This is a genomic window from Streptomyces sp. NPDC047000, from assembly GCF_040644295.1.
Classification (GTDB): Bacteria; Actinomycetota; Actinomycetes; order Streptomycetales; family Streptomycetaceae; genus Streptomyces.
Genome location: NZ_JBEYWE010000004.1, coordinates 333,172 through 354,089, shown reverse-complemented (window position 1 = coordinate 354,089; position 20,918 = coordinate 333,172). Strand labels below are relative to the sequence as shown.

15 protein-coding genes and 1 riboswitch are annotated in these 20,918 nt (G+C 74.5%); of the genes, 12 read left to right on the top strand and 3 right to left on the bottom strand.

The features are described 5' to 3' along the window. Nucleotides 1-612: 612 nt before the first annotated feature. Together ABZ862_RS10300 and ABZ862_RS10295 are read right to left on the bottom strand one after the other, a co-directional pair. Entirely contained in the window at nucleotides 613-1,734 is a 1,122-nt protein-coding gene (locus tag ABZ862_RS10300) for an alpha/beta fold hydrolase (protein ID WP_360955385.1), read from the bottom strand. Nucleotides 1,735-1,913: 179 nt separating this feature from the next. Beyond that, nucleotides 1,914-2,642 (bottom strand): class II aldolase/adducin family protein, encoded by a 729-nt coding sequence (locus tag ABZ862_RS10295; protein WP_360955383.1) that lies wholly within the window; start codon nucleotides 2,640-2,642, stop codon nucleotides 1,914-1,916. Between the two features lie 221 nt (nucleotides 2,643-2,863). Between ABZ862_RS10295 and ABZ862_RS10290 the strand changes: the two genes are divergently transcribed. The 9 genes from ABZ862_RS10290 to cobI all read left to right on the top strand — a co-directional run bounded on the left by ABZ862_RS10290 (nucleotide 2,864) and on the right by cobI (nucleotide 16,143). Beyond that, the gene (locus tag ABZ862_RS10290) at nucleotides 2,864-4,207 is read left to right on the top strand and encodes an inorganic phosphate transporter (RefSeq protein WP_360955381.1); all 1,344 of its coding nucleotides are present in this window, start codon (nucleotides 2,864-2,866) and stop codon (nucleotides 4,205-4,207) included. Between the two features lie 52 nt (nucleotides 4,208-4,259). Further along, nucleotides 4,260-4,487 carry a hypothetical protein gene (locus tag ABZ862_RS10285; RefSeq protein ID WP_360955379.1) on the top strand — a complete coding sequence of 76 codons (228 nt, stop codon included), beginning with the start codon at nucleotides 4,260-4,262 and terminating at the stop codon, nucleotides 4,485-4,487. 210 nt (nucleotides 4,488-4,697) lie between these two features. Beyond that, nucleotides 4,698-4,771, top strand: a riboswitch (cobalamin riboswitch). A 237-nt stretch (nucleotides 4,772-5,008) separates the two neighbouring features. Next, on the top strand, nucleotides 5,009-5,962 hold the full coding sequence (locus ABZ862_RS10280) for a cobalamin biosynthesis protein (RefSeq protein WP_360955377.1): 954 nt from the start codon (nucleotides 5,009-5,011) through the stop codon (nucleotides 5,960-5,962). Next, entirely contained in the window at nucleotides 5,959-7,530 is a 1,572-nt protein-coding gene (locus ABZ862_RS10275; protein WP_360955375.1) for a cobyric acid synthase, read from the top strand. Before ABZ862_RS10280 ends, ABZ862_RS10275 begins: the two co-directional genes overlap by 4 nt. Beyond that, the gene (cobN, locus tag ABZ862_RS10270; RefSeq protein WP_360955373.1) at nucleotides 7,527-11,177 is read left to right on the top strand and encodes a cobaltochelatase subunit CobN; all 3,651 of its coding nucleotides are present in this window, start codon (nucleotides 7,527-7,529) and stop codon (nucleotides 11,175-11,177) included. Before ABZ862_RS10275 ends, cobN begins: the two co-directional genes overlap by 4 nt. A 169-nt stretch (nucleotides 11,178-11,346) precedes the next feature. Next, a complete protein-coding gene (locus ABZ862_RS10265; RefSeq protein ID WP_360955371.1) occupies nucleotides 11,347-13,353 on the top strand; it encodes a putative cobaltochelatase in 2,007 nt (668 codons plus the stop codon). Beyond that, nucleotides 13,353-13,961 (top strand): cob(I)yrinic acid a,c-diamide adenosyltransferase, encoded by a 609-nt coding sequence (gene cobO, locus ABZ862_RS10260; RefSeq protein WP_360955369.1) that lies wholly within the window; start codon nucleotides 13,353-13,355, stop codon nucleotides 13,959-13,961. Before ABZ862_RS10265 ends, cobO begins: the two co-directional genes overlap by 1 nt. Continuing rightward, nucleotides 13,955-15,415 carry a cobyrinate a,c-diamide synthase gene (locus tag ABZ862_RS10255; RefSeq protein WP_360955367.1) on the top strand — a complete coding sequence of 487 codons (1,461 nt, stop codon included), beginning with the start codon at nucleotides 13,955-13,957 and terminating at the stop codon, nucleotides 15,413-15,415. Before cobO ends, ABZ862_RS10255 begins: the two co-directional genes overlap by 7 nt. Then, nucleotides 15,412-16,143 (top strand): precorrin-2 C(20)-methyltransferase, encoded by a 732-nt coding sequence (gene cobI, locus ABZ862_RS10250; protein WP_360955365.1) that lies wholly within the window; start codon nucleotides 15,412-15,414, stop codon nucleotides 16,141-16,143. Before ABZ862_RS10255 ends, cobI begins: the two co-directional genes overlap by 4 nt. A gap of 20 nt (nucleotides 16,144-16,163) precedes the next feature. On the opposite strand, the gene ABZ862_RS10245 is transcribed toward cobI, so the two are convergent. Next, complete coding sequence (locus ABZ862_RS10245; protein WP_360955363.1) at nucleotides 16,164-16,892, bottom strand: ZIP family metal transporter; 729 nt, start codon at nucleotides 16,890-16,892, stop codon at nucleotides 16,164-16,166. Between the two features lie 206 nt (nucleotides 16,893-17,098). Between ABZ862_RS10245 and cobM the strand changes: the two genes are divergently transcribed. From cobM to cobJ, 3 genes are read left to right on the top strand one after another with little or no spacing between them, the layout of a single operon-like run. Continuing rightward, complete coding sequence (gene cobM / locus ABZ862_RS10240; protein ID WP_360955361.1) at nucleotides 17,099-17,917, top strand: precorrin-4 C(11)-methyltransferase; 819 nt, start codon at nucleotides 17,099-17,101, stop codon at nucleotides 17,915-17,917. After that, nucleotides 17,914-19,218, top strand: a complete 1,305-nt coding sequence (gene cbiE / locus ABZ862_RS10235) for a precorrin-6y C5,15-methyltransferase (decarboxylating) subunit CbiE (protein ID WP_360955359.1) — start codon at nucleotides 17,914-17,916, stop codon at nucleotides 19,216-19,218. The genes cobM and cbiE overlap by 4 nt, the downstream gene beginning before the upstream one ends. After that, entirely contained in the window at nucleotides 19,215-20,915 is a 1,701-nt protein-coding gene (cobJ, locus tag ABZ862_RS10230) for a precorrin-3B C(17)-methyltransferase (RefSeq protein ID WP_360955357.1), read from the top strand. The genes cbiE and cobJ overlap by 4 nt, the downstream gene beginning before the upstream one ends. Nucleotides 20,916-20,918 lie beyond the last annotated feature (3 nt).

Genomic DNA, 20,918 nt, shown 5'->3' with positions numbered 1-20,918 from the left:
TCCGGGGGGCGTGGTGCGGGGCGGCGTGGGCGCCGCTGGTTCACAGCTGTGGGGGCGGCGGCCAGGGGTCGCTGGCGGACGAGTCGAAGCCTGGAGTCGCGCGGGATACGGGACGTCACGGGTGCAGTCTTCCGGTTGACGGTCCGAAAACCCAAACGGAATGCCCTGGCCGACCGCTGGGCCGACCGGTACCCGGGTCTCCGCAACGGTGGGGGGCGTGATCGGGCCGGTGGTACGAAATGAAACGGAATGGCGGCAACCGGTTGCCGGAGGGCCCGGAACGGGGCTCGGCCGCCGCGCGGCCACCCGCGGGAACGCCCGTGGGAACGGGTGTGGGACGGGCTGCGCGGCAGGCTGCCGCAAGTGCCGCGCGGCGCGCCGGGGCGTGGCGCGACGGGCTGCCGTGTCGGCTGCCGCGCGCGGTCGTCGGCGGTCCGGCGCCGGACCGGATCGGGGCCGGATCGGGGCCCACGCGGGGAGGCGGCTCCTGCCGGACGTCCGCGGGGAGGCCGTGGGGCGCGCAGCGGTGTGAGGCCGCAGGAGCGGGCTGCGGGGGCGGGCCGCGAGGGCCTGGGCCCATCTGGGTTCCCGCCAGGGGTCGGTGTCGGGTTCTCACATCAGCGGAGTGAGGAAGCGGCGCAGGATCTCCTCGTAGGCGGCGGGGTCGGCGTTCCACATGGCGCCGTGCGGGGCGTCCTGGACGGTGTGCAGGGCGACCAGGCCGGGCCGGACGGCGGCCAGGCGGCGGGAGGGGCCCCAGGGGGCCACCCGGTCGCCGGGGCCGTGGAAGATCAGCGTCGGCACGCCGAGGCCACCGGGGCCGGGGGCGGTGCCACCGGCGTGCAGTCCGGTGCGGCCCTGCGCGGCGCGCACCGCCAGCGGCAGCAGCGGGCGCGGGGTGTGGTGGGCGGTGGCGAGGGCGCGCAGGGTCGTCTCCCAGCTGAGCACCGGGGAGTCCAGCACGAGCCCGCGGATCCGGTCGCGTACCGGGGAGCGCTCCGCGGCGCGCAGCGCCATGGTGGCGCCGGTGGACCAGCCGAGCAGGACGACGCCTTTCGCGCCGTGGCGGACGGCGTGGCGGATCGCCGCGTCCAGGTCGCGCCACTCCGTCTCGCCGAGGTGGCCGAGGCCGTCGGCGGGGCGCGGCGCGCCGGGGTCGCCCCGGTAGGCGAGGGCGAGGACCGGGACGTGACGGCGGTTGAGGAAGGCCATGACGTTCATGGTGTGCTCACGGGTGGTGCCGAGCCCGTGCGCGGCGATCACCCAGACGTCCCGTACGCCGGGCACGAACCAGGCGGGCAGGGAGCCGAGTTCACCGGGGATGTCGATGTCGGCGTGCTCCAGGCCGAGGGCCGTGCCGGGGTCGCCGACATGGACGGCGGGGGTGAACCAGACCTTGTCGCCGGACGCCAGGGTGCCGCGTGTGACGCGTTCCAGCCGCCGTACGACGCTGTCCGCGCCGTGCGGTGCCGACTCCAGGACACCGCCGACGACCGCGTGGGAGCCGTTGCCGGTCAGGCCGTAGGTGCCGGGGCGCAGCGAGGCCAGGTCCCGGGTGAGCGTGATGTGGCCCGCGGCGGTGCCGTGCACGGTGAGCCTGGGCTCGGTGGGCAGGGGCCGGCCGGGTGCCGCCCTGAGCGCGGCGTCGCTGGCGAGCCGCCCCGCGGCGATGCCGGCGGCGGCGGCCGTCAGGACCGCGGTGGCGGCTGTGGCCGCCGCTGTGACTGTGCGCACCTGTCCAGTGTCGGGGCGGATCCGTTCCCGGGCCAGTGGGGGGCGGGGGCGTGGCGGGAGCGGGGTGGTGGGGCAGGGGGCGGGGCAGGACGGGGTTCTCGCCCCCGCCGCCCCTTCCCGTTCCCGTCCCCCGGGGTTGCGCCCCGGACCCCCTGTCCCCGGTCCCCTGTCCCCCGCCGTCAGACGCCGGACGGGCTGCCGGGGGTGGTCTGGCCGTAGGTCCGGAGTCTGTCCTGGACCTCTTTCAGCTGGTCCTCGGTGAGCAGGGCCGGGGTCAGGTGCGGGAGGGAGGAGGCCGTCAGCCAGAGGCGGCACATCCACTCCAGCTGCGCGGTGCGGTCGTAGGCCTGGTCGAGGGTGGCGCCGTAGGTGATCGTGCCGTGGTTGCGCAGGAGGCAGCCGCTGCGGCCGGTGAGGGCGCGGAGCATGTTTCCGGCCAGCTCCTCCGTACCGTAGGTGGCGTACGGGGCGACCCGTACGGGGCCGCCGAGGGCCGCGGCCATGTAGTGGATCAGGGGGAGCTCGTCGACGAGGGTCGAGACCGCCGTCGCGTGCACCGCGTGGGTGTGGACCACCGCACCGGCGTCCGTGCCGCGGTAGACGGCCAGGTGCATCGGCAGTTCACTGGTCGGCACGAGGGTGCCCAGCACCTGCCGACCGTCGAGGTCGGTGCCGGTGATGTCGGCCGGGGTCAGCCGGTCGTAGGGGACTCCGGACGGCGTGACCAGCACGGTGCCGCCGACCCGGACGGAGACGTTGCCCGAGGTGCCGACGACCAGGCCGTCGGCGACGGTCCGGCGGGCGGTCGCGACCAGTGCCTCCCACGCCCGCTCCGGCGCCCCGCCCGTCGCACCGGCCTCGTCCGTCACACCCTGTCGGGCCTCGTGGTCGTTCCCGTGATCAGCCATGCGGTGATCCTGCCAAAGTGACGAACGTCTCTTCAACGGGGCTCCGGGTGGCCGGAATCGATCGCTCACCGCCCCAGGCCAGGCGGCACCGGCGCCGTGGATCCGCAGAGGAGGAACGTTCCGCACCTTTGGACACTCGGAAGCCCGTCCCAGTTCACCTTCCGTTCACCCAGGTTACGTACGTTCATCGCGCCAATTACTACGAACGATTGCCTGGGTAAATGGAAAACTTCTCGCTGATTCTCGCGATTGTGGTGGTCACCGCACTTGCGTTCGATTTCACGAACGGTTTCCACGACACCGCCAACGCGATGGCCACGACCATCTCGACCGGTGCCCTCAAGCCCAAGGTCGCCGTCGGCATGTCCGCCGTGCTCAACCTTGCTGGCGCTTTCCTGTCCGTCGAGGTCGCCAACACGATCTCCAAGGGCCTGGTCGACGAGACAGGCATCCGTCCCGAGGTGATCTTCGCCGCCCTGGTCGGCGCGATCCTCTGGAACCTGCTGACCTGGCTGGTGGGCCTGCCCTCCAGCTCCTCGCACGCCCTGATGGGCGGCCTGATCGGCGCGACCATCGCCTCGGCGGGCACCGGCGCGGTCCACGGCGACGTGCTCGTCACCAAGGTGCTGCTCCCCGCCCTCGCCGCCCCGCTCGTCGCGGGTATCGCCGCGATGGTCGCGACCCGGCTGTCCTACACCGTCGGCGGCACCGCGGACGGCAAGGCCGCCAAGAAGGGCTACCGTGCGGGCCAGATCGCCTCGGCCGGCCTGGTCTCCCTCGCGCACGGCACCAACGACGCCCAGAAGACGATGGGCATCATCACCCTCGCCCTGGTCACCGGCGGCGCCCTCGCCCCCGGCTCCAACCCTCCCACCTGGGTGATCCTGTCGGCCGGTACGGCCATCGCGCTCGGCACCTACATCGGCGGCTGGCGCATCATCCGCACCATGGGCACGGGCCTCACCGACCTCCAGCCGCAGCAGGGCTTCGCCGCCCAGACGAGCGCCGCCACGGCCATCCTCGCCTCCTCGCACCTGGGCTTCTCGCTCTCCACGACGCATGTCGTGTCCGGCTCGGTGATGGGCGCCGGCCTCGGCCGCAAGGGCGGGGTGGTCCGCTGGTCCACCGCGACCCAGATGATGATCGCCTGGATGCTCACCCTCCCGGCCGCCGCCGTCGTCGGTGCCGGTGCGGAGTCGGTCATGGACCTCGGTGACTGGGGCACGGCCGTCGTCGCCGTGTTCCTGATCGCGGCCGCCGTCACGATCTACCGGGTCTCCCGCCGCCAGGTGATCGACCACACCAACGTCACCGACCACGGCCAGGACCCGGCCGAGGTGCTGACCCCCACCGCGCCCACGGCCTCCACGCCCCAGATCACCCCCGTGACCCCGGCCGTCGCCCCGGTGGTGGTGGCCCCGGTCGCCCCCGTCACCCCGGTCCCGCCGGTCATGGTGCCGGAGGACCTCACGGCCACCATCCCCGCACCGGCCCCGGCCGTGCTGCCCACCGTCGCCCCGGCACCCGCCGCCGACCAGGCGGTCCCACCAGCCGCGGCCGTCTGAGCCCCGGTCCCCGTCCCCGAGTCATCGAGCCCTCGGTTAAGAAGGAATCACCATGAAGATCGACTGGGCGGCCCTCGGCTCCGTCTTCGGCGTCAGCCTCGTGGTCACCGTGGCCCTCGTCGGCCTGTTCACCCTCGGCGTGGCGGGCCTGTCACGCCGCGAACGCGCCGCGGCCGAGGGCGGTTCGGCCACCCTCGCCGTCACGGCGGCGTACGTGTGCTTCGCGGCCTGCGCGGCCGCGGTGCTCTACGGCATCCAACTGATCATGGCCAAGGGCTGACACCGGCCCCTGACAGCGGCCCCGGGCCTCTGCTCGCAGCACCGTGTGGGGTGCGGAACGGTATGTGCCGTCCCGCACCCCACACAGCTGTACCCCCATGTCAAACCCCCGGGTGTGGATCTGCCCACACTCCTCCGCCCCAGGTCAACAGCAGGTTGACGGCCCTTCGGGCCCCGTGGTGGACTTCCGGGGCCATGTACGGCGGCAACGAGAGGAAGCCGGTGCGAGTCCGGCGCGGTCCCGCCACTGTCACCGGGGTGTTCGTCCCCGGGAGCCAGGAACTCTCGCCGCCGGTCTCGTCGAACCAGGGCGTGGACACCCTGAGTGAGGACATACCGCCATGCTCGGCCGCCGTCCGAGGTCCCCGCACCGGTCTCCCGGGACCTCCGGAACCCCCGCATCCGTCCGGCCCACCGGATCGGCCCGACCCACCGCATCCGTCCGGCCCACCAGACCCCTCCGGCCCGGTGGGTCCGCCGGGCCCGTCGGTCCGCTGACCCGCCGCCCGGTCGGCTGAGCCGGTGGGTGCCGATCGCGACTTCGCGTACGGCGCCGCCGCCGGCCTCCTCGGTGACCTCCTCCTCGGCGATCCGCGCCGCGGGCATCCGGTCGCCGCGTTCGGCCGTGCCGCCGCCGCCGTGGAACGGACACTGTGGCGCGACAACCGCGCATGGGGCGCGCTGCACACCGCTGTATGCGCCGGTGGCGCCGTCGCGCTCGGTGCCGTCGCCGCGCGTGCCGTACGCCCCTTCCCCGCCGCCCCGGCCGTACTGACGGCCGCCGCCACCTGGGCGGTGGTCGGCGGGACGTCGCTCGCGCGCGAGGCCAGGGCCGTCGGGCGGGCGCTGGACGCCGGTGACGTCGAGGCCGCGCGGGAGCGCCTGCCGCATCTGTGCGGACGCGACCCGCAGGCGCTCGACGCCGACGGGATCGCCCGCGCGGTGGTGGAGTCGGTCGCCGAGAACACCTCCGACGCCGTCGTCGGCGCCCTGGTGTGGGGTGCCGTCGCCGGGGTGCCGGGACTGCTGGGGTTCCGGGCCGTCAACACCCTCGACGCCATGGTGGGCCACAGGTCGGCCCGCCACCGGCGCTTCGGCTGGGCCGCCGCGCGCCTGGACGACGTCGCCGGCTGGCCCGGGGCCCGCCTGACCGCCGTCCTCGCGGCGCTCGCCGGGGACGATCCGCGGGGTGCCGTGGCCGCCTGGCGCGCCGACGCGGGGTGGCACCCCAGCCCCAACGCCGGTCCCGTGGAGGCCTCGTTCGCCGGCGCCCTGGGGATCCGGCTCGGCGGCACGCTGTCGTACGGGGGCCGCGTCGAGCACCGGCCCGTCCTCAACGGCGCGGCGGGGCGCGCCGTCGTCGTCACCGACATCGAGCGCGCCGTACGGCTGTCGCGGCGCGTCGGCACGCTCGCCCTCGGCGTCGCGGTCGCCGGACGGTTCGTCACCCGAGGCATGAGGGGGAAGAGGTCATGAGCGGAGGTCTTCTGGTCGCCGGCACCACCTCCGACGCGGGCAAGAGCGTCGTGACGGCCGGTATCTGCCGGTGGCTGGTGCGGCAGGGGGTCAGGGTCGCGCCGTTCAAGGCCCAGAACATGTCCCTGAACTCGTTCGTCACCCGTGAGGGCGCCGAGATCGGCCGGGCGCAGGCCATGCAGGCGCAGGCCTGCCGGATCGAGCCGGCCGCGCTGATGAACCCGGTGCTGCTCAAGCCGGGCGGCGAGCAGAGCAGCCAGGTCGTGCTGCTGGGCAAACCGGTGGGTGAGCTGAGCGCGCGCGGCTACCACGGCGGGCGGCAGCAGAAGCTGCTCGGCACGGTGCTGGACTGTCTGGCCGAACTGCGGGGCACGTATGACGCGGTGATCTGTGAGGGGGCGGGTTCTCCCGCCGAGATCAATCTGCGGCGGACGGACATCGTGAACATGGGCATCGCCCGGGGCGCGCGGCTGCCGGTGCTCGTCGTCGGCGACATCGACCGGGGCGGCGTCTTCGCCTCCTTCTTCGGGACGGTGGCGCTCCTGTCCCCGCAGGACCAGGAACTCGTGGCCGGGTTCCTCGTGAACAAGTTCCGCGGCGACGTGTCGCTGCTGGAGCCGGGCCTGGACATGCTGCACGGGCTCACCGGCCGGCGGACGTACGGCGTGCTGCCGTTCCGGCACGGGCTCGGCATCGACGAGGAGGACGGAATGGGGGTCCCCCCTGCTCGAACGCAGTCGAGAGCTTGGGGGAGGGTGTCCCTGCGGGGCACCGTGCGCGAGTCGGCCGTCGCCCCGCCGGCCGGCGAGGAGGTGCTGCGGGTCGCCGTCTGCGCGGTGCCCCTGATGTCCAACTTCACGGACGTGGACGCGCTGGCCGCCGAACCGGGCGTCGTGGTGCGGTTCGTGGACCGGCCGGAGGAACTCGCCGACGCCGACCTCGTGGTGATCCCGGGCACCCGCGGGACCGTCCGCGCACTGGCGTGGCTGCGCGAGCGCGGACTGGCGCGCGCCGTCGCCGAGCGGGCCCGGGAGGGCCGTCCGGTGCTCGGGGTGTGCGGCGGCTTCCAGATCCTCGGCGAGTCGATCGACGACGACGTGGAGAGCCGGGCGGGGCGGGTCGCCGGGCTCGGTGTGCTGCCCGTGCGGGTGCGGTTCGCCCGCGAGAAGACCCTCACCCGCCCGGTGGGCCGCGCCCTCGGCGAGCGCGTCGAGGGGTACGAGATCCACCACGGCGTCGCCGAGGTCCTCGGCGGCGAGGCTTTCCTCACCGACGACGGGGGCCGCCCCCTGGACGGCTGCCGGGTCGGCGCGGTCTGGGGCACGCACTGGCACGGCTCGCTGGAGTCGGACGGCTTCCGGCGGGCCTTCCTGCGCGAGGTGGCGGCCGCCGCGGGCCGCCGTTTCGTGCCCGCCGACGGCACCTCGTTCGCCGCGCTGCGCGAGGAGCAGCTCGACCGGCTCGGCGACCTGATCGAACAGCACGCGGACACGGACGCGCTGTGGCGGCTCATCGAGTCCGGCGCGCCGCAAGGACTGCCCTTCATTCCCCCGGGAGCGCCCGCATGAGCACAGTGTTGTTGTTGTCGACCGCCGACACCGATCTGCTGGCGGCCCGGGCCTCCGGCGCCGCCTACCGGATCGGCAACCCCACCCGCGTGGACGTCACGGCCGAGCTGCCGGGACTGGTCGAGGGCGCGGACGTGGCGGTCGTACGGCTGCTGGGCGGCAAGCGGGCCTGGGAGGACGGGCTCGCCGCGCTGCGGGCCGCCGGGATCCCGACCGTGCTGCTGGGCGGCGAGACCGTCCCCGACGCCGAGCTGATGGCCGAGTCGTCGGTGCCGGCCGGGGTGGTCGCGGAGGCGCTGCGCTATCTCGTCGAGGGCGGCCCGGCCAACCTCACCGAGCTGGCCCGGTTCCTGTCCGACACGGTGCTGTTGACCGGCGAGGGCTTCGAACAGCCCCGGCCGATGCCCGAGTACGGCGTCCACGGCACCCCCGCCGCGGTGCCGGACCGTCCTACGGTCGGCGTGCTCTTCTACCGGGCGCACGAACTGAGCGGCAACACCGCCTTCGTGGACACGCTGTGCGAGGCGATCGAGGCACGCGGCGCCAACGCCCTCGCGGTGTACTGCGGTTCGCTGCGCGGCGCGGACCTGGGGCTGTACGAGCTGCTGGGGCGGGCCGACGCGCTGGTCGCCACCGTCCTCGCGGCGGGCGGCACCCACGCCTCCCCCGCCTCGGCGGGCGGCGACGAGGAGGCCTGGGACGTGGGCGCGCTCGCCGATCTCGACGTCCCGGTGCTGCAAGGCCTGTGCCTGACCTCCTCGCAGGCCGCGTGGGAGGCGTCGGACGCCGCGCTCTCCCCCATGGACGCGGCCATGCAGGTCGCCATCCCCGAGTTCGACGGGCGCCTGGTCACCGTGCCGTTCTCCTTCAAGGAACAGGGCCCGGACGGCGTCCCCGTCTACGTCGCCGACCCCGAGCGCGCCGCGCGCGTCGCCGGGATCGCCGTACGGCACGCGCGGCTGAGGCACACGGCGAACGCCGACAAGCGGCTCGCGCTGGTCTTCACCGCCTACCCGACCAAGCACTCACGTGTCGGCAACGCCGTCGGCCTCGACACCCCCGCCTCGGCGGTACGCGTCCTGGACGCGCTGCGCGACGCCGGCTACTCGCTCACCGAGTACCCCGGCGACGGCGACGAGCTGATCCACCGTCTCATCGCGGCCGGCGGGCACGACGTGGAGTGGCTGACCGAGGAGCAGCTGGCCGCCGCGCCCGCGCGGGTGCCGCTGGCCGACTACCGGGCGTGGTTCGACGAGCTGGACCCCGCGCTGCGCAACGCCATGCTGGAGGCGTGGGGCGAGCCGCCGGGCTCGCTGTACCTCGACGGCGACGACATCGTGCTCGCCTCGCTCCGGTTCGGGAACGTCGTGGTCATGATCCAGCCGCCGCGCGGTTTCGGCGAGAACCCGATCGCGATCTACCACGACCCGGACATGCCGCCCTCGCACCACTACATGGCGGCGTACCGCTGGCTGGAGAACTCCTTCCGGGCCGACGCGATCGTCCACATGGGCAAGCACGGCACCATGGAGTGGCTGCCCGGCAAGGGCCTCGGCCTGTCGCGGGGCTGTGCCCCGGACGCCGTGCTCGGCGAACTCCCGCTGGTCTACCCGTTCATCGTCAACGACCCCGGTGAGGGCACCCAGGCCAAGCGGCGCGGCCACGCCACCGTCGTCGACCATCTGGTGCCGCCGATGGCCCGCGCCGACACCTACGGCGACCTGGCGAAGCTGGAGCAGCTGCTCGACGAGTACGCGCTGGTCTCCGACCTGGACCCGGCGAAGACACCCGCCGTCCGCGCGCAGATCTGGACCCTGGTCAAGGCGGCCGAGCTGCACCACGACCTGCATGTCGACGAGCAGCCGGACGACACGGCGTTCGACGAGTTCGTGATGCACATCGACGGCTATCTGTGCGAGATCAAGGACGTGCAGATCAGGGACGGGCTGCACATCCTCGGGGGCGGTCCGGTCGGCGAGCCGCGCGTCAACCTCGTGCTCGCGGTGCTGCGCGCCTCCCAGGTGTGGGGCGGGCGGGCGAACGCGCTGCCGGGCCTGCGGGCGTCGATCGCGGCCCGTTTCGGGCTGGTCGAGGCGGAGTTGCTGGCGGAGCCGGGCGCGCCGGTGAAGGTGCCGGTGGAGCTGACGGAGCTGGTGGAGGGGCCCGCGCGGACGGCGTCCGACGCGATCGACCTGCTGGAGCGGCTGTGCCGGCGGATCGCGGAGGGCATGGAGGCGCGGGAGTGGCGGGTGACCGCGGCCCCCGGCCTGGTCCGTGAGGTCCTCGGCACGGAACTCCCGGACGCGGTGGCCGTGGTGGAGTTCGCGTGCACCGAGGTCGTACCGCGGCTGGCCCGGACGACGGACGAGATCGGGCACATCCTGCACGCGCTGGACGGGGGTTACGTCCCGGCGGGTCCGTCCGGCTCGCCGACACGGGGGCTCGTCAACGTCCTGCCGACCGGCCGCAACTTCTACTCCGTGGACCCCAAGGCCATTCCGTCCCGGCTGAGCTGGGAGGTCGGCCAGTCGCTGGCGGACTCGCTGGTGCAGCGGTACCTGGCCGACACCGGCGCCTACCCGACGTCGGTCGGCCTCACGGTGTGGGGCACCTCCGCGATGCGCACCCAGGGCGACGACATCGCCGAGATCCTCGCGCTGCTGGGCTGCCGCCCGGTGTGGGACGACGCCTCACGCCGGGTGACGGGCTTCGAGATCGTGCCGCCGAGCGAGCTGGGGCGGCCGCGCATCGACGTCACGGTGCGGATCTCCGGGTTCTTCCGGGACGCGTTCCCGCACGTCGTCGGCCTGATCGACGACGCGGTGCGGGCGGTGGCGGAGCTGGACGAGCCCGCCGACGCCAACTATGTGCGGGCGCACGTGGAGGAGGACACCGCCGGGCACGGTGACCGGCGCCGGGCCACGGCCCGCGTCTTCGGCTCCAAGCCGGGGGCGTACGGCGCCGGGCTGCTGCCGCTGATCGACGCGCGGAACTGGAGGAGCGACGCCGACCTCGCCGAGGTGTACGCGGTGTGGGGCGGTTACGCCTACGGGCGGGGGCTCGACGGGCGGGCGGCGCGCGGGGACATGGAGACGGCGTTCCGGCGGATCGCGGTGGCGGCGAAGAACGTCGACACGCGGGAGCACGACATCGCCGACGCGGACGACTACTTCCAGTACCACGGCGGCATGGTCGCCATGGTGCGGCATCTGACGGGGGCCAACCCCGAGGCGTACGTGGGTGATTCGGCGACCCCGGAGCAGGTGAGGACGCGGACGCTGGGCGAGGAGACGCACCGCGTGTTCCGGGCGCGGGTGGTCAACCCGCGCTGGATGGCGGCGATGCGGCGGCACGGCTACAAGGGTGCCTTCGAGATGGCGGCGACCGTGGACTACCTGTTCGGGTACGACGCCACGGCGGGCGTGGTCGACGACTGGATGTACGAGAAGCTGGCGGCCGAGTACGTGTTCTCGCCGGAGAACCGGGAGTTCATGCGGCAGTCCAACCCGTGGGCCCTGCGCGGGGTCACGGAACGCCTGCTGGAGGCCGCCGACCGGGGGCTGTGGGCGGAGCCGGACCAGGAGACCCTGAACCGGCTCCGGGCGACCTACCTCGAACTTGAGGGAGATCTGGAGGGAGACGAGTGATCCCCTCGGATAACCCCGCATACGCGGGGAGCACTTGTCCTCTTCGAGCCCAGGAGCGTCGAAGGGCGGACCATCCCCGCGCCGGTGGGGACCAGACTTCGACCATGCCAGTTCTTCGGCTTGGCCACGAGATGTTCTGTCGCAAGTCCCCCGAAGGAGTGATCACCGCGTGAGTTCGCCGTATCCCTTCACTGCCCTTGTCGGGCAGGACGACCTCCGATTGGCACTCCTGCTCAACGCGGTGAGTCCTGCTGTAGGCGGAGTACTGGTACGGGGGGAGAAAGGAACCGCGAAGAGCACCGCCGTGCGCGCGCTGTCGGCGCTGCTTCCCTCTGTCGACGTGGTCGCTGGCTGCCGGTTCTCTTGTGATCCCGGCTCCCCCGACCCGGCGTGTCCGGACGGGCCGCACGAGCCGCCGAGCGCGTCCGAGTCGCGGGCAGCACGGATGGTCGAACTGCCTGTCGGGGCCTCCGAGGACCGGCTGGTCGGGGCGCTGGACTTCGAGCGTGCTCTCAGCCAGGGCGTCAAGGCATACGAACCGGGTCTCCTGGCAGCCGCGAACAGGGGCATCCTGTACGTCGACGAAGTCAACTTGCTCCATGACCATCTGATCGACGTTCTGCTGGACGCCGCCGCGATGGGCGCCTCCTACGTCGAACGGGAGGGTGTCTCCGTACGGCACGCCGCCCGGTTCCTGCTCGTCGGGACCATGAACCCGGAAGAGGGCGAGCTGCGGCCGCAGTTGCTCGACCGCTTCGGGCTCACCGTGGAGGTCGCCGCGTCCCGGGAGCCGGAGCAGCGGGTGGAGGTCGTCCGGCGCCGGCTCGCCTACGACGACGACCCGGCCGGGTTCGCCGCGCGCTGGGCCGACGAGGAGACCGCCGTACGGCACCGGATCGTCGCGGCGAGGGAGTTGCTGCCGTCGGTACGGCTCGGGGACGGTGTGCTGCGGCAGATCGCCGCGACCTGCGCGGCTTTCGAGGTGGACGGCATGCGGGCCGACATCGTGATGGCGCGCGCCGCGACCGCGCTGGCCGCCTGGGCCGGGCGTACCGACGTGCTCGCCGAGGACGTACGGCAGGCCGCGCTGCTGGCGCTGCCGCATCGCAGACGGCGTTCGCCCTTCGACGCGCCCGGGCTCGACGAGGACAAGCTCGACGAGACGCTGGAGCAGTTCGGGGAGCCGGAGGACGACGATCCGGGTCCTGACGGGCCCGGCGGAGGCGGTGGAGGGCAGCCGTCGCCCGATGCCGGGCCGCCGCAGGACGGTGAGGCGGGTGCCGGGCCGGAGCCCGCCGAGGACGGTGCGGCCCGGGTGCCGGGGGCGGGTGCCGGTGAGCAGGCCCCGGCACGGGCCGCCGAGCCCTTCCGGACCAAGGTGCTGAGCGTGCCGGGGATCGGCGCGGGGGCCGCCGGGCGGCGGTCCCGGGCCCGGACCGAGCACGGGCGGACCACCGGGGCACGGCGGCCGCGAGGTGCCCTGACCAGGCTGCACCTGGCGGCGACCGTGCAGGCGGCCGCACCGCACCAGCGGGCCCGGGGCCGTACCGGGCCGGGGCTGGTGGTGCGGCGGGACGATCTCCGGCAGGCGACCCGTGAGGGGCGCGAGGGCAATCTCGTGCTCTTCGTCGTGGACGCCTCCGGCTCGATGGCCGCGCGGCAGCGGATGAGCGCCGTGAAGGGCGCCGTGCTGTCGCTGCTGCTGGACGCCTACCAGCGGCGCGACAAGGTGGGCCTGGTGACCTTCCGGGGGCGGGACGCGCAGGTGGCGCTGCCGCCCACGTCGTCCGTGGACGCGGCGGCGGCCCGGCTCCAGGCGCTGCCCACGGGCGGGCGGACGCCGCTGGCGGCCGGGCTGGTGAAGGCGCACGACGTGCTGCGGGTCGAGCGGCTGCGGGATCCGGCGCGGCGCGCGCTGGTCGTGGTCGTGACCGACGGGCGGGCCACCGGCGGACCGGACCCGGTGGCGCTGGCGGGGCGTGCGGCGCGGCTGTTCGCGGCCGGAGGGGTCGCGTCCGTGGTCGTGGACTGCGAGTCCGGGCCCGTGCGGCTGGGGCTGGCCGGGCGGCTCGCGGATGAGATGGGCGGTGCCGCCGTGACTCTGGACGAGCTGCGGGCCGACAGCATCGCCGGTCTGGTGAAAGACGTGCAGGGGACTTCGAGGAGGGCCGCGTAATGCCGCAGGGACAGCCGAGTGTCGTGCCGGAGGACGGCCTGACGACCCGGCAGCGCCGTAACCGGCCGCTCGTGGTCGTGCACACCGGGGTCGGGAAGGGCAAGTCGACCGCCGCCTTCGGGCTGGCGCTGCGCGCCTGGAACCAGGGGTGGCCGATCGGGGTGTTCCAGTTCGTCAAGTCGGCCAAGTGGAAGGTCGGCGAGGAGAACGCGCTGCGGGTGCTCGGGGCGTCCGGCGAGGGCGGCAGCGTCGCCTGGCACAAGATGGGCGAGGGCTGGTCGTGGGTCCAGCGGGGGCTCCAGGGCGACAACTCCACCAACGAGGAGAAGGCCCGGGAGGGCTGGGAGCAGGTCAAGCGGGATCTGGCCGCGGAGACCTACCGGCTGTACGTGCTGGACGAGTTCGCCTATCCGATGCACTGGGGGTGGGTGGACACGGAGGAGGTCGTGGAGGTGCTGCGGCGGCGGCCGGGCACCCAGCATGTGGTGATCACCGGGCGGAACGCGCCCGGGCGCCTGGTGGAGTTCGCCGATCTCGTCACCGACATGTCGAAGGTCAAGCACCCCATGGACACGGGGCAGAAGGGGCAGAGGGGCATCGAGTGGTGAGTTCCTCCCCCGCCGCCGTGCCCCGGCTGGTGATCGCCGCGCCGTCCTCCGGGAGCGGCAAGACGACCGTGGCGACCGGTCTGATGGCCGCGTTCGCCGCGCGCGGGCTCGCCGTGTCCGCGCACAAGGTCGGGCCCGACTACATCGACCCGGGGTACCACTCGCTCGCCACCGGGCGGGCGGGGCGGAACCTGGACGCCTACCTGTGCGGGCCCGAGCTGGTCGCTCCGCTGTTCCTGCACGGGGCGGCCGGGTGCGACGTCGCCGTCGTCGAGGGTGTGATGGGGCTGTACGACGGTGCGGTGGGTGAGGGGGAGCTCGCCTCCACGGCTCATGTCGCCAAGCTGCTGCGGGCGCCGGTCGTGCTCGTCGTGGACGCCTCGGCGCAGGCCCGGTCCGTCGCCGCGCTGGTGCACGGGTTCGTGTCCTGGGATCCGCAGGTGCGGGTCGCGGGGGTGATCCTCAACAAGGTGGGGTCCGCGCGGCACGAGGAGGTGCTGCGGGAGGCGGTGGACTCCGCCGGGGTGCCGGTGTTCGGGGTGCTGCGGCGGCACTCCGTGGTGGACACGCCGTCGCGGCATCTGGGGCTGGTGCCGGTCGCCGAGCGGCGGGCTTCGGCGGTCTCGGCGGTGGCGGCGATGGGTGCGTTGGTGGCGGAGGGGTGCGATGTGGAGGGGCTGCTGGCCCTTGCGCGGAGTGCGGGGGCGGTGGGGGGTGCGGCTTGGGACGCGGGTGCGGCTCTGGTTTCCTCGCCCCCGCCGCCCCTTCCCGTTCCCGACCTCGGGGGCCTTGCCCCCGAACCCCCGCGTCCTCAAACTCCCCCAGAGGGGGTGCCCCCAGACGGGCTGAAAGCGCCGGTGGTGGCTGTTGCCGGGGGGGCCGCGTTCACGTTTTCCTATGCCGAGCATGCCGAACTGCTCGCTGCCGCCGGGGCCGAGGTCGTCGTGTTCGATCCGCTTCGGGACGAGCGGCTGCCGGAGGGGACCCGGGGGGTGGTCGTCGGGGGCGGGTTTCCCGAGGTGTACGCCGCCGAGCTGTCCGGCAACGAGCGGCTGCGGAAGGCCGTGGCCGGGTTCGCGCTGGGCGGAGGTCCCGTGGCCGCCGAGTGTGCGGGGCTGCTGTACCTGTGCCGGGAGCTCGACGGGCTGCCGATGTGCGGGGTGCTCGACGCCGGTGCGCGGATGGGCGAGCGGCTCACCCTCGGGTACCGGGACGCCGTCGCCGTCAGCGACAGTTCCCTCGCTCCCGCCGGGACCCGGATGCGGGGGCACGAGTTCCACCGGACCGTCGTCGAGCCCGGGGCCGGCGCGGCGGCGGCCTGGGGGATGCGTGCCCCCCGGCGCCGGGTCGAGGGCTTCGTACAGCGTGCGGTGCACGCGAGTTATCTGCACACCCACTGGGCTTCCGAGCCCGGGGTGGCCCGTCGGTTCGTGGAGAGGTGCCGGACGTCATGAGCAGCAGGCTGATCGGGGTCGGGGTCGGGCCCGGGGATCCGGAGCTGGTGACCGTGAAGGGCGTCAACGCGCTGCGCGCCGCCGATGTGATCGTCGTACCCGTCATGGACACCGGGGAGCGCGGGCGGGCCGAGGCCACCGTGCTGCACTACGTGCCCGCGGACAGGATCGTACGGGTCGTCTTCGCGCTGAACGAGCGGACCGACCGGGCCCGGCGGGAGGCCGCCTGGGACGCGGCCGGAGGGCGGGTCGCCGCGTTGCTGGAGCGGCACGGGACCGTCGCCTTCGCCACCATCGGGGATCCGAACGTCTACTCGACCTTCACGTATCTCGCCCACACCGTCGCCGGGCTGGTGCCCGGCACCGTCGTGGAGACGGTGCCCGGGATCACCGCCATGCAGGATCTCGCGGCGCGCTCCGGGGCCGTCCTGACGGAAGGGACCGAGCCGCTGGTGCTGGTGCCCGTGACCGCCGGCGCCGGAGTGCTCGAGGAGGCCCTCAAGGGGCCCGGCACCGTCGTCGCGTACAAGTTCGGGCGGCACGCGCGGGAGGTCGCGCGGGCGCTGCGGGACAGCGGACGGACGGCCGACGCCGTGTGGGGCTCGGCACTGGGGCTGCCCGAGGAGGCCATCCGGCCGGCCGCCGAACTCGACGGCGCGGCGCTGCCGTACCTGTCCACCCTCATCGCGCCCGCCCCGCGCGGGGGCGCCCGGGGCGGCAAGCTGTGACGCCGCGCCCGGACGGCGGTTCAGGCCGCCAGGCCCACCACCAGCCAGATGAACGCCGCTCCCGCGACCGTGCACAGCAGGGTCGAGTGGGCGGGGTGCTCGTGGTGCGCCTCGGGGAGGATCTCGGCCGCGGCGAGGTAGAGCAGGACGCCGCCGAACATGCCGAGATAGCCGCCGAGCAGCGGCTCCGGGATGCTCAGGAACGCCGTGGACGCCGCCCCCACCATCGGGGCCACCGCGTCCGCCAGCAGCATGGCCTGGGCCCTGCGGCGGGCGTTCCCGTACAGACTGGTGATCGTGTACGTGTTGAAGCCGTCCGCGAAGTCGTGGGCGACGACGGCCAGCGCGACCGCGAGGGCCATGCTGCCGCCGACCTGGAACGCCGCGCCGATCGCTACGCCGTCCATGGCGCTGTGCCCGACCATCGCCGTGGCGGCCGTCAGGCCGACCTCGGGTGCCCGGTGGTCGTGCTCGTCGGCACCGTGCGAGGCGCGGCGCACGGCGAGCAGCCGCTCCACCAGGTGGGCCAGCAGGAAGCCGACCACGAACAGCAGCAGGGCCGCGGGAACGCCGTAGATGTCCTTGCCGGCCGCGCGCAGCGCCTCCGGCAGCAGATCGAGGCCGACCACGCCCAGCATCAGCCCGCCGGCCAGGCCCAGCACGAGGTGGCGGCGGTCGGTCACGCGTTGCGCGGTCCATCCGCCCGCCAGGGTCATGAGAAACGCGCCCAGCGCGACGAAGACGGCCATGTGCCCTTGCTTATCCGATCGACCCGCCTTCGCGCACATCCGGCGGCCTCCCGCCCGGGACGCCGTCGCGGTGCGCGTTCCGGCGGCGACCCGCAGTGATCACCGGCGGTTCCGCGGCGGGCGCGGTGACGAGAGGTGACAGGCGGTGACCCTGAGTGACCAGCAGTGAGACGCGCGGAAGCGCGGAGGAAAGAGGGACGATTCCGATGACCGAAGCCACCCCCGGCAAGGTGACCTTCGTCGGTGCCGGGCCCGGTGCCGCCGATCTGCTGACGTTCCGGGCCGCGCGCGCCATCGCGGAGGCCGACGTGGTGATCTGGGCGGCGAGCCTGGTGCAGGCGGAGGTTCTGCGGCACGCGCGTGCGGACGCGGAGGTGCTGGACTCGGCGGTCATGTCGCTGGAGGACGTCGTCGCCGTCTACCGGCGGGCCCGCGCACAGGGCCTGCGGGTGGCCAGGATCCACTCCGGTGACCCGGCCCTGTGGGGCGGTACGCAGGAGCAGCTCGACCGGTGTGCGGAGCTGGGTCTGGACACCGAGATCGTGCCGGGCGTGTCGGCCTTCTCCGCCGTCGCCGCGCTGGCCGGGCGCGAGCTGACGATCCCCGAGGTCGCGCAGTCCGTGATCCTCACCCGGCTCGGCGGCGGCAAGACGCCGATGCCGCCCGGGGAGGAGGTCCGCGAGTTCGCGCGGCACGGCACGACCATGGCCGTCTTCCTGTCGGCGGCCCGCAGCGGGCAGCTGGTGCACGAGCTGCTGGAGGGCGGCTATCCGGCGGACACGCCGGTCGTGGTGGCGTACCAGGCGACCTGGCCCGAGGAGCTGGTCGTGCGGTGCACGGTCGGCACGCTGGAGGAGACGGTCAAGGAGCACAGGCTGTGGAAGCACACGCTGTTCCTGGTCGGCCCGGCCCTCGACGCGCACGGCACCCGCTCGCACCTCTACCACCCCGGTCATTTCCACGGTCACCGCAGGGCCGACCCGCAGGCCCGCAAGGTCCTGCGCAGCCGGGGTGCGAGCACATGATCACCGTGGTGGGCGCGGGGACCGGGGCGGCGCCGGTCGCCGACGACGTCCTCGCGGGAGCCGCCCTCGTGGTCGGCGGGCGGCGGCATCTGGACGCCGTACGGCTGCCCGAGGGCGCCGAGCGGGTGGTCCTCGGGCCGCTGGCGCCCGCCCTCGACATCGTCGCGCGGTATGCCGCGAAGGGGGCGCGGGTGGTGGTGCTGGCCTCCGGGGATCCCGGGTTCTTCGGCATCGTGCGGGTGCTGGGCGAGCGGTTCGGCCCGGCCGCGCTCGATGTGCGGCCGGGGGTCCCGTCGGTGGCGGCGGCCTTCGCGCGGCTCGGTCTGACCTGGGACGACGCGGTGGTCGTCAGTGCGCACGGGCGGGCTCTGCGGACCGCCGTCAACGTGTGCCGGGCGCATCCCAAGGTGGCCGTGCTGACCGGGCCGGGTGCCGGGCCCGCCGAGCTGGGCGCGGCTCTCACGGCCGCCGGCGCCGGGGAGGCTCCCGGGGCGGGCGGTCCGGGGCGGGTGCTCGTCGTGGCGAGTGCGCTCGGGGATCCCGGGCGCGAGCGCGTGGAGCGGGTGACGCCCGCGCAGGCCGCCGCCCGGGACTGGGGCACGGCGGTGAGCGTCGTCCTGTGCCTCGACGGGTCCGGGGCGGCGGACGGCGGCGCCCGTACGGTCGCCGGGCCGCCGCCGGGGCCGGCCGGCGGCTGGGCGCTGGACGAGTCGGCGTTCGTGCACCGCGACTCGATGATCACCAAGTTCGAGGTGCGGGCCCTCACCCTGGCCCGGCTGGGGCCGCGGCTCGGCGAGCTGGTCTGGGACATCGGCGCGGGGTCGGGTTCGGTGGCCGTGGAGTGCGCGCGGCTCGGTGCCGCCGTCACCGCCGTCGAGAAGACGGCGGACGGCGCGGAGCGGATCCGGGCCAACGCGGCGGCCCACGGCGTCGGCGCCGGTGTGCGGGTCGTGCGCGGGACGGCGCCGGACGTGCTCGCCGGGCTGGACGACGGCCACGACCCGGACGCCGTGTTCGTCGGCGGCGGCGGACGGGAGCTGCCCGCCGTGGTGACCGCGTGCGCACGGCGGGCCCGGCGGACCGTCGTCGTCGCGATGGCCGCGCTCGACCGGGTGCCGGCCGCCCGGGCGGCGCTCACCGCGGCCGGGTTCTCCTGCGACGGCGTGCTGCTCCAGTCGTCGCGGCTCGCGCCGCTGCCGGGTGACGTGACCCGGCTCGCCGCCGCCAATCCGGTCTTCCTGCTGTGGGGCGACAGGCTCCCGGCATCCCTCATCGAACCGACCGAAGGAGTTGCCCAGTGATCGGCCTGATCTCCGCCACCGCGGCGGGAGCCGTGGCGCGGGACCGGCTGGCGGCCGCCTGGCCGGACCGCACCCGGGTGTACGAGGGTCCCGTCGGGGACGCGGTACGGCGGGCGTTCGCGGAGTGCGAGCAGCTCGTGTGCTTCCTGGCCACGGGCGCGGTGGTACGGCTGCTCGCGCCGCTGCTCGCCGGCAAAGCGGCCGATCCGGGCGTGGTGTGCGTCGACGAGGGCGGCCGGTTCGCGGTGTCGCTGGTCGGCGGGCACGCGGGCGGCGCCAACGAACTCGCCCGCGAGGTGGCCGCGTCGCTCGGCGCCGAGCCGGTGGTGACGACCGCGACCGACGCCGTCGGGCTCGCCGGGCTCGACACCCTCGGACTGCCGGTGGAGGGGGACGTGGCGGCGGTGTCGCGGGCGCTGCTGGACGGTGAACGGGTCGTCCTGGAGGCGGAGTCGGCGTGGCCGCTGCCCCCGCTGCCGACCGCCGGCGGGCGCGCGGACGGGGGCGCGGAGGCGTATGTCGTCCGGGTCACCGACCGCGCCGTCGAACCCCGGCCCGGGGAGGTCGTGCTGCGTCCGCCGACGCTGGTCGTCGGGGTCGGCGCGTCCAGGGGGGCGCCCGTGGAGGAGGTGCTGGAGCTGGTCTCGGCGGCGCTGCGGGACGCCGGTCTCTCGGTGCGGTCGGTCGCCGCACTGGCCACCGTGGACGCCAAGTCGGACGAGCCCGGCATCACCGGGGCGGCGGAGCGGCTCGGGGTGCCGCTGGTGACGTACTCCGCCGGGCGGCTCGCGGAGATCGACGTCCCGAACCCGTCCGGCGCGCCGCTCGCCGCCGTGGGCACGCCGTCGGTCGCCGAGGCCGCCGCGCTCGCGGGCGGCGGCGAACTCCTCGTGCCCAAGCGGAAGTCGGCCGGCTCCCCCGCGACGGCGACGTGTGCCGTCGTACGGCGTCCGGGGCGCGGACGGCTCGCGGTGGTCGGGCTCGGGCCCGGCGCCCGGGACCTGCTCACCCCGCGCGCGGCGGCCGAACTGCGGCGCGCCTCGGTGCTGGTGGGGCTCGACCAGTACGTGGACCAGATCCGCGACCTGCTGCGGCCCGGCACCCGGGTGCTGGAGTCCGGGCTGGGCGCGGAGGAGGAACGGGCCCGGACGGCCGTGGCGGAGGCCCGCAGGGGGCACGCCGTCGCACTGATCGGCAGCGGCGACGCGGGGGTGTACGCCATGGCCTCCCCGGCGCTCGCGGAGGCGTCGGACGACATCGACGTGGTCGGGGTGCCCGGCGTGACGGCCGCGCTGGCCGCCGGGGCGGTCCTGGGCGCGCCGCTGGGACACGACCATGTGTCCATCAGCCTGTCCGATCTGCACACGCCGTGGGAGGTCATCGAGCGGCGGGTGCGGGCGGCGGCCGAGGCCGATCTCGTCGTGACGTTCTACAACCCGCGCAGCCGGGGCCGGGACTGGCAGCTGCCGAAGTCCCTCGCGATCCTCGCGGAACACCGGGAGCCGGCGACGCCCGTCGGTGTCGTGCGCAACGCCTCCCGGCCGGACGAGTCCAGCCGGGTGACCACGCTGGCCGGGCTCGATCCGGCGACCGTGGACATGATGACGGTCGTGACCGTGGGCAACACGGCGACCCGGGAGATCGCGGGCCGGATGGTGACGCCGCGCGGCTACCGCTGGCAGGAGGAGGCGAAGTGAGCG

Bases quoted from the DNA above. Each gene is read 5' to 3' on its own strand.
- ABZ862_RS10295 (WP_360955383.1), bottom strand. From the start codon at position 2,642: ATGGCTGATCACGGGAACGACCACGAGGCCCGACAGGGTGTGACGGAC.
- ABZ862_RS10290 (WP_360955381.1), top strand. From the start codon at position 2,864: ATGGAAAACTTCTCGCTGATTCTCGCGATTGTGGTGGTCACCGCACTT.
- ABZ862_RS10285 (WP_360955379.1), top strand. From the start codon at position 4,260: ATGAAGATCGACTGGGCGGCCCTCGGCTCCGTCTTCGGCGTCAGCCTC.
- ABZ862_RS10275 (WP_360955375.1), top strand. From the start codon at position 5,959: ATGAGCGGAGGTCTTCTGGTCGCCGGCACCACCTCCGACGCGGGCAAG.
- cobN (WP_360955373.1), top strand. From the start codon at position 7,527: ATGAGCACAGTGTTGTTGTTGTCGACCGCCGACACCGATCTGCTGGCG.
- cobO (WP_360955369.1), top strand. From the start codon at position 13,353: ATGCCGCAGGGACAGCCGAGTGTCGTGCCGGAGGACGGCCTGACGACC.
- cobI (WP_360955365.1), top strand. From the start codon at position 15,412: ATGAGCAGCAGGCTGATCGGGGTCGGGGTCGGGCCCGGGGATCCGGAG.
- ABZ862_RS10245 (WP_360955363.1), bottom strand. From the start codon at position 16,892: ATGGCCGTCTTCGTCGCGCTGGGCGCGTTTCTCATGACCCTGGCGGGC.
- cobM (WP_360955361.1), top strand. From the start codon at position 17,099: ATGACCGAAGCCACCCCCGGCAAGGTGACCTTCGTCGGTGCCGGGCCC.
- cbiE (WP_360955359.1), top strand. From the start codon at position 17,914: ATGATCACCGTGGTGGGCGCGGGGACCGGGGCGGCGCCGGTCGCCGAC.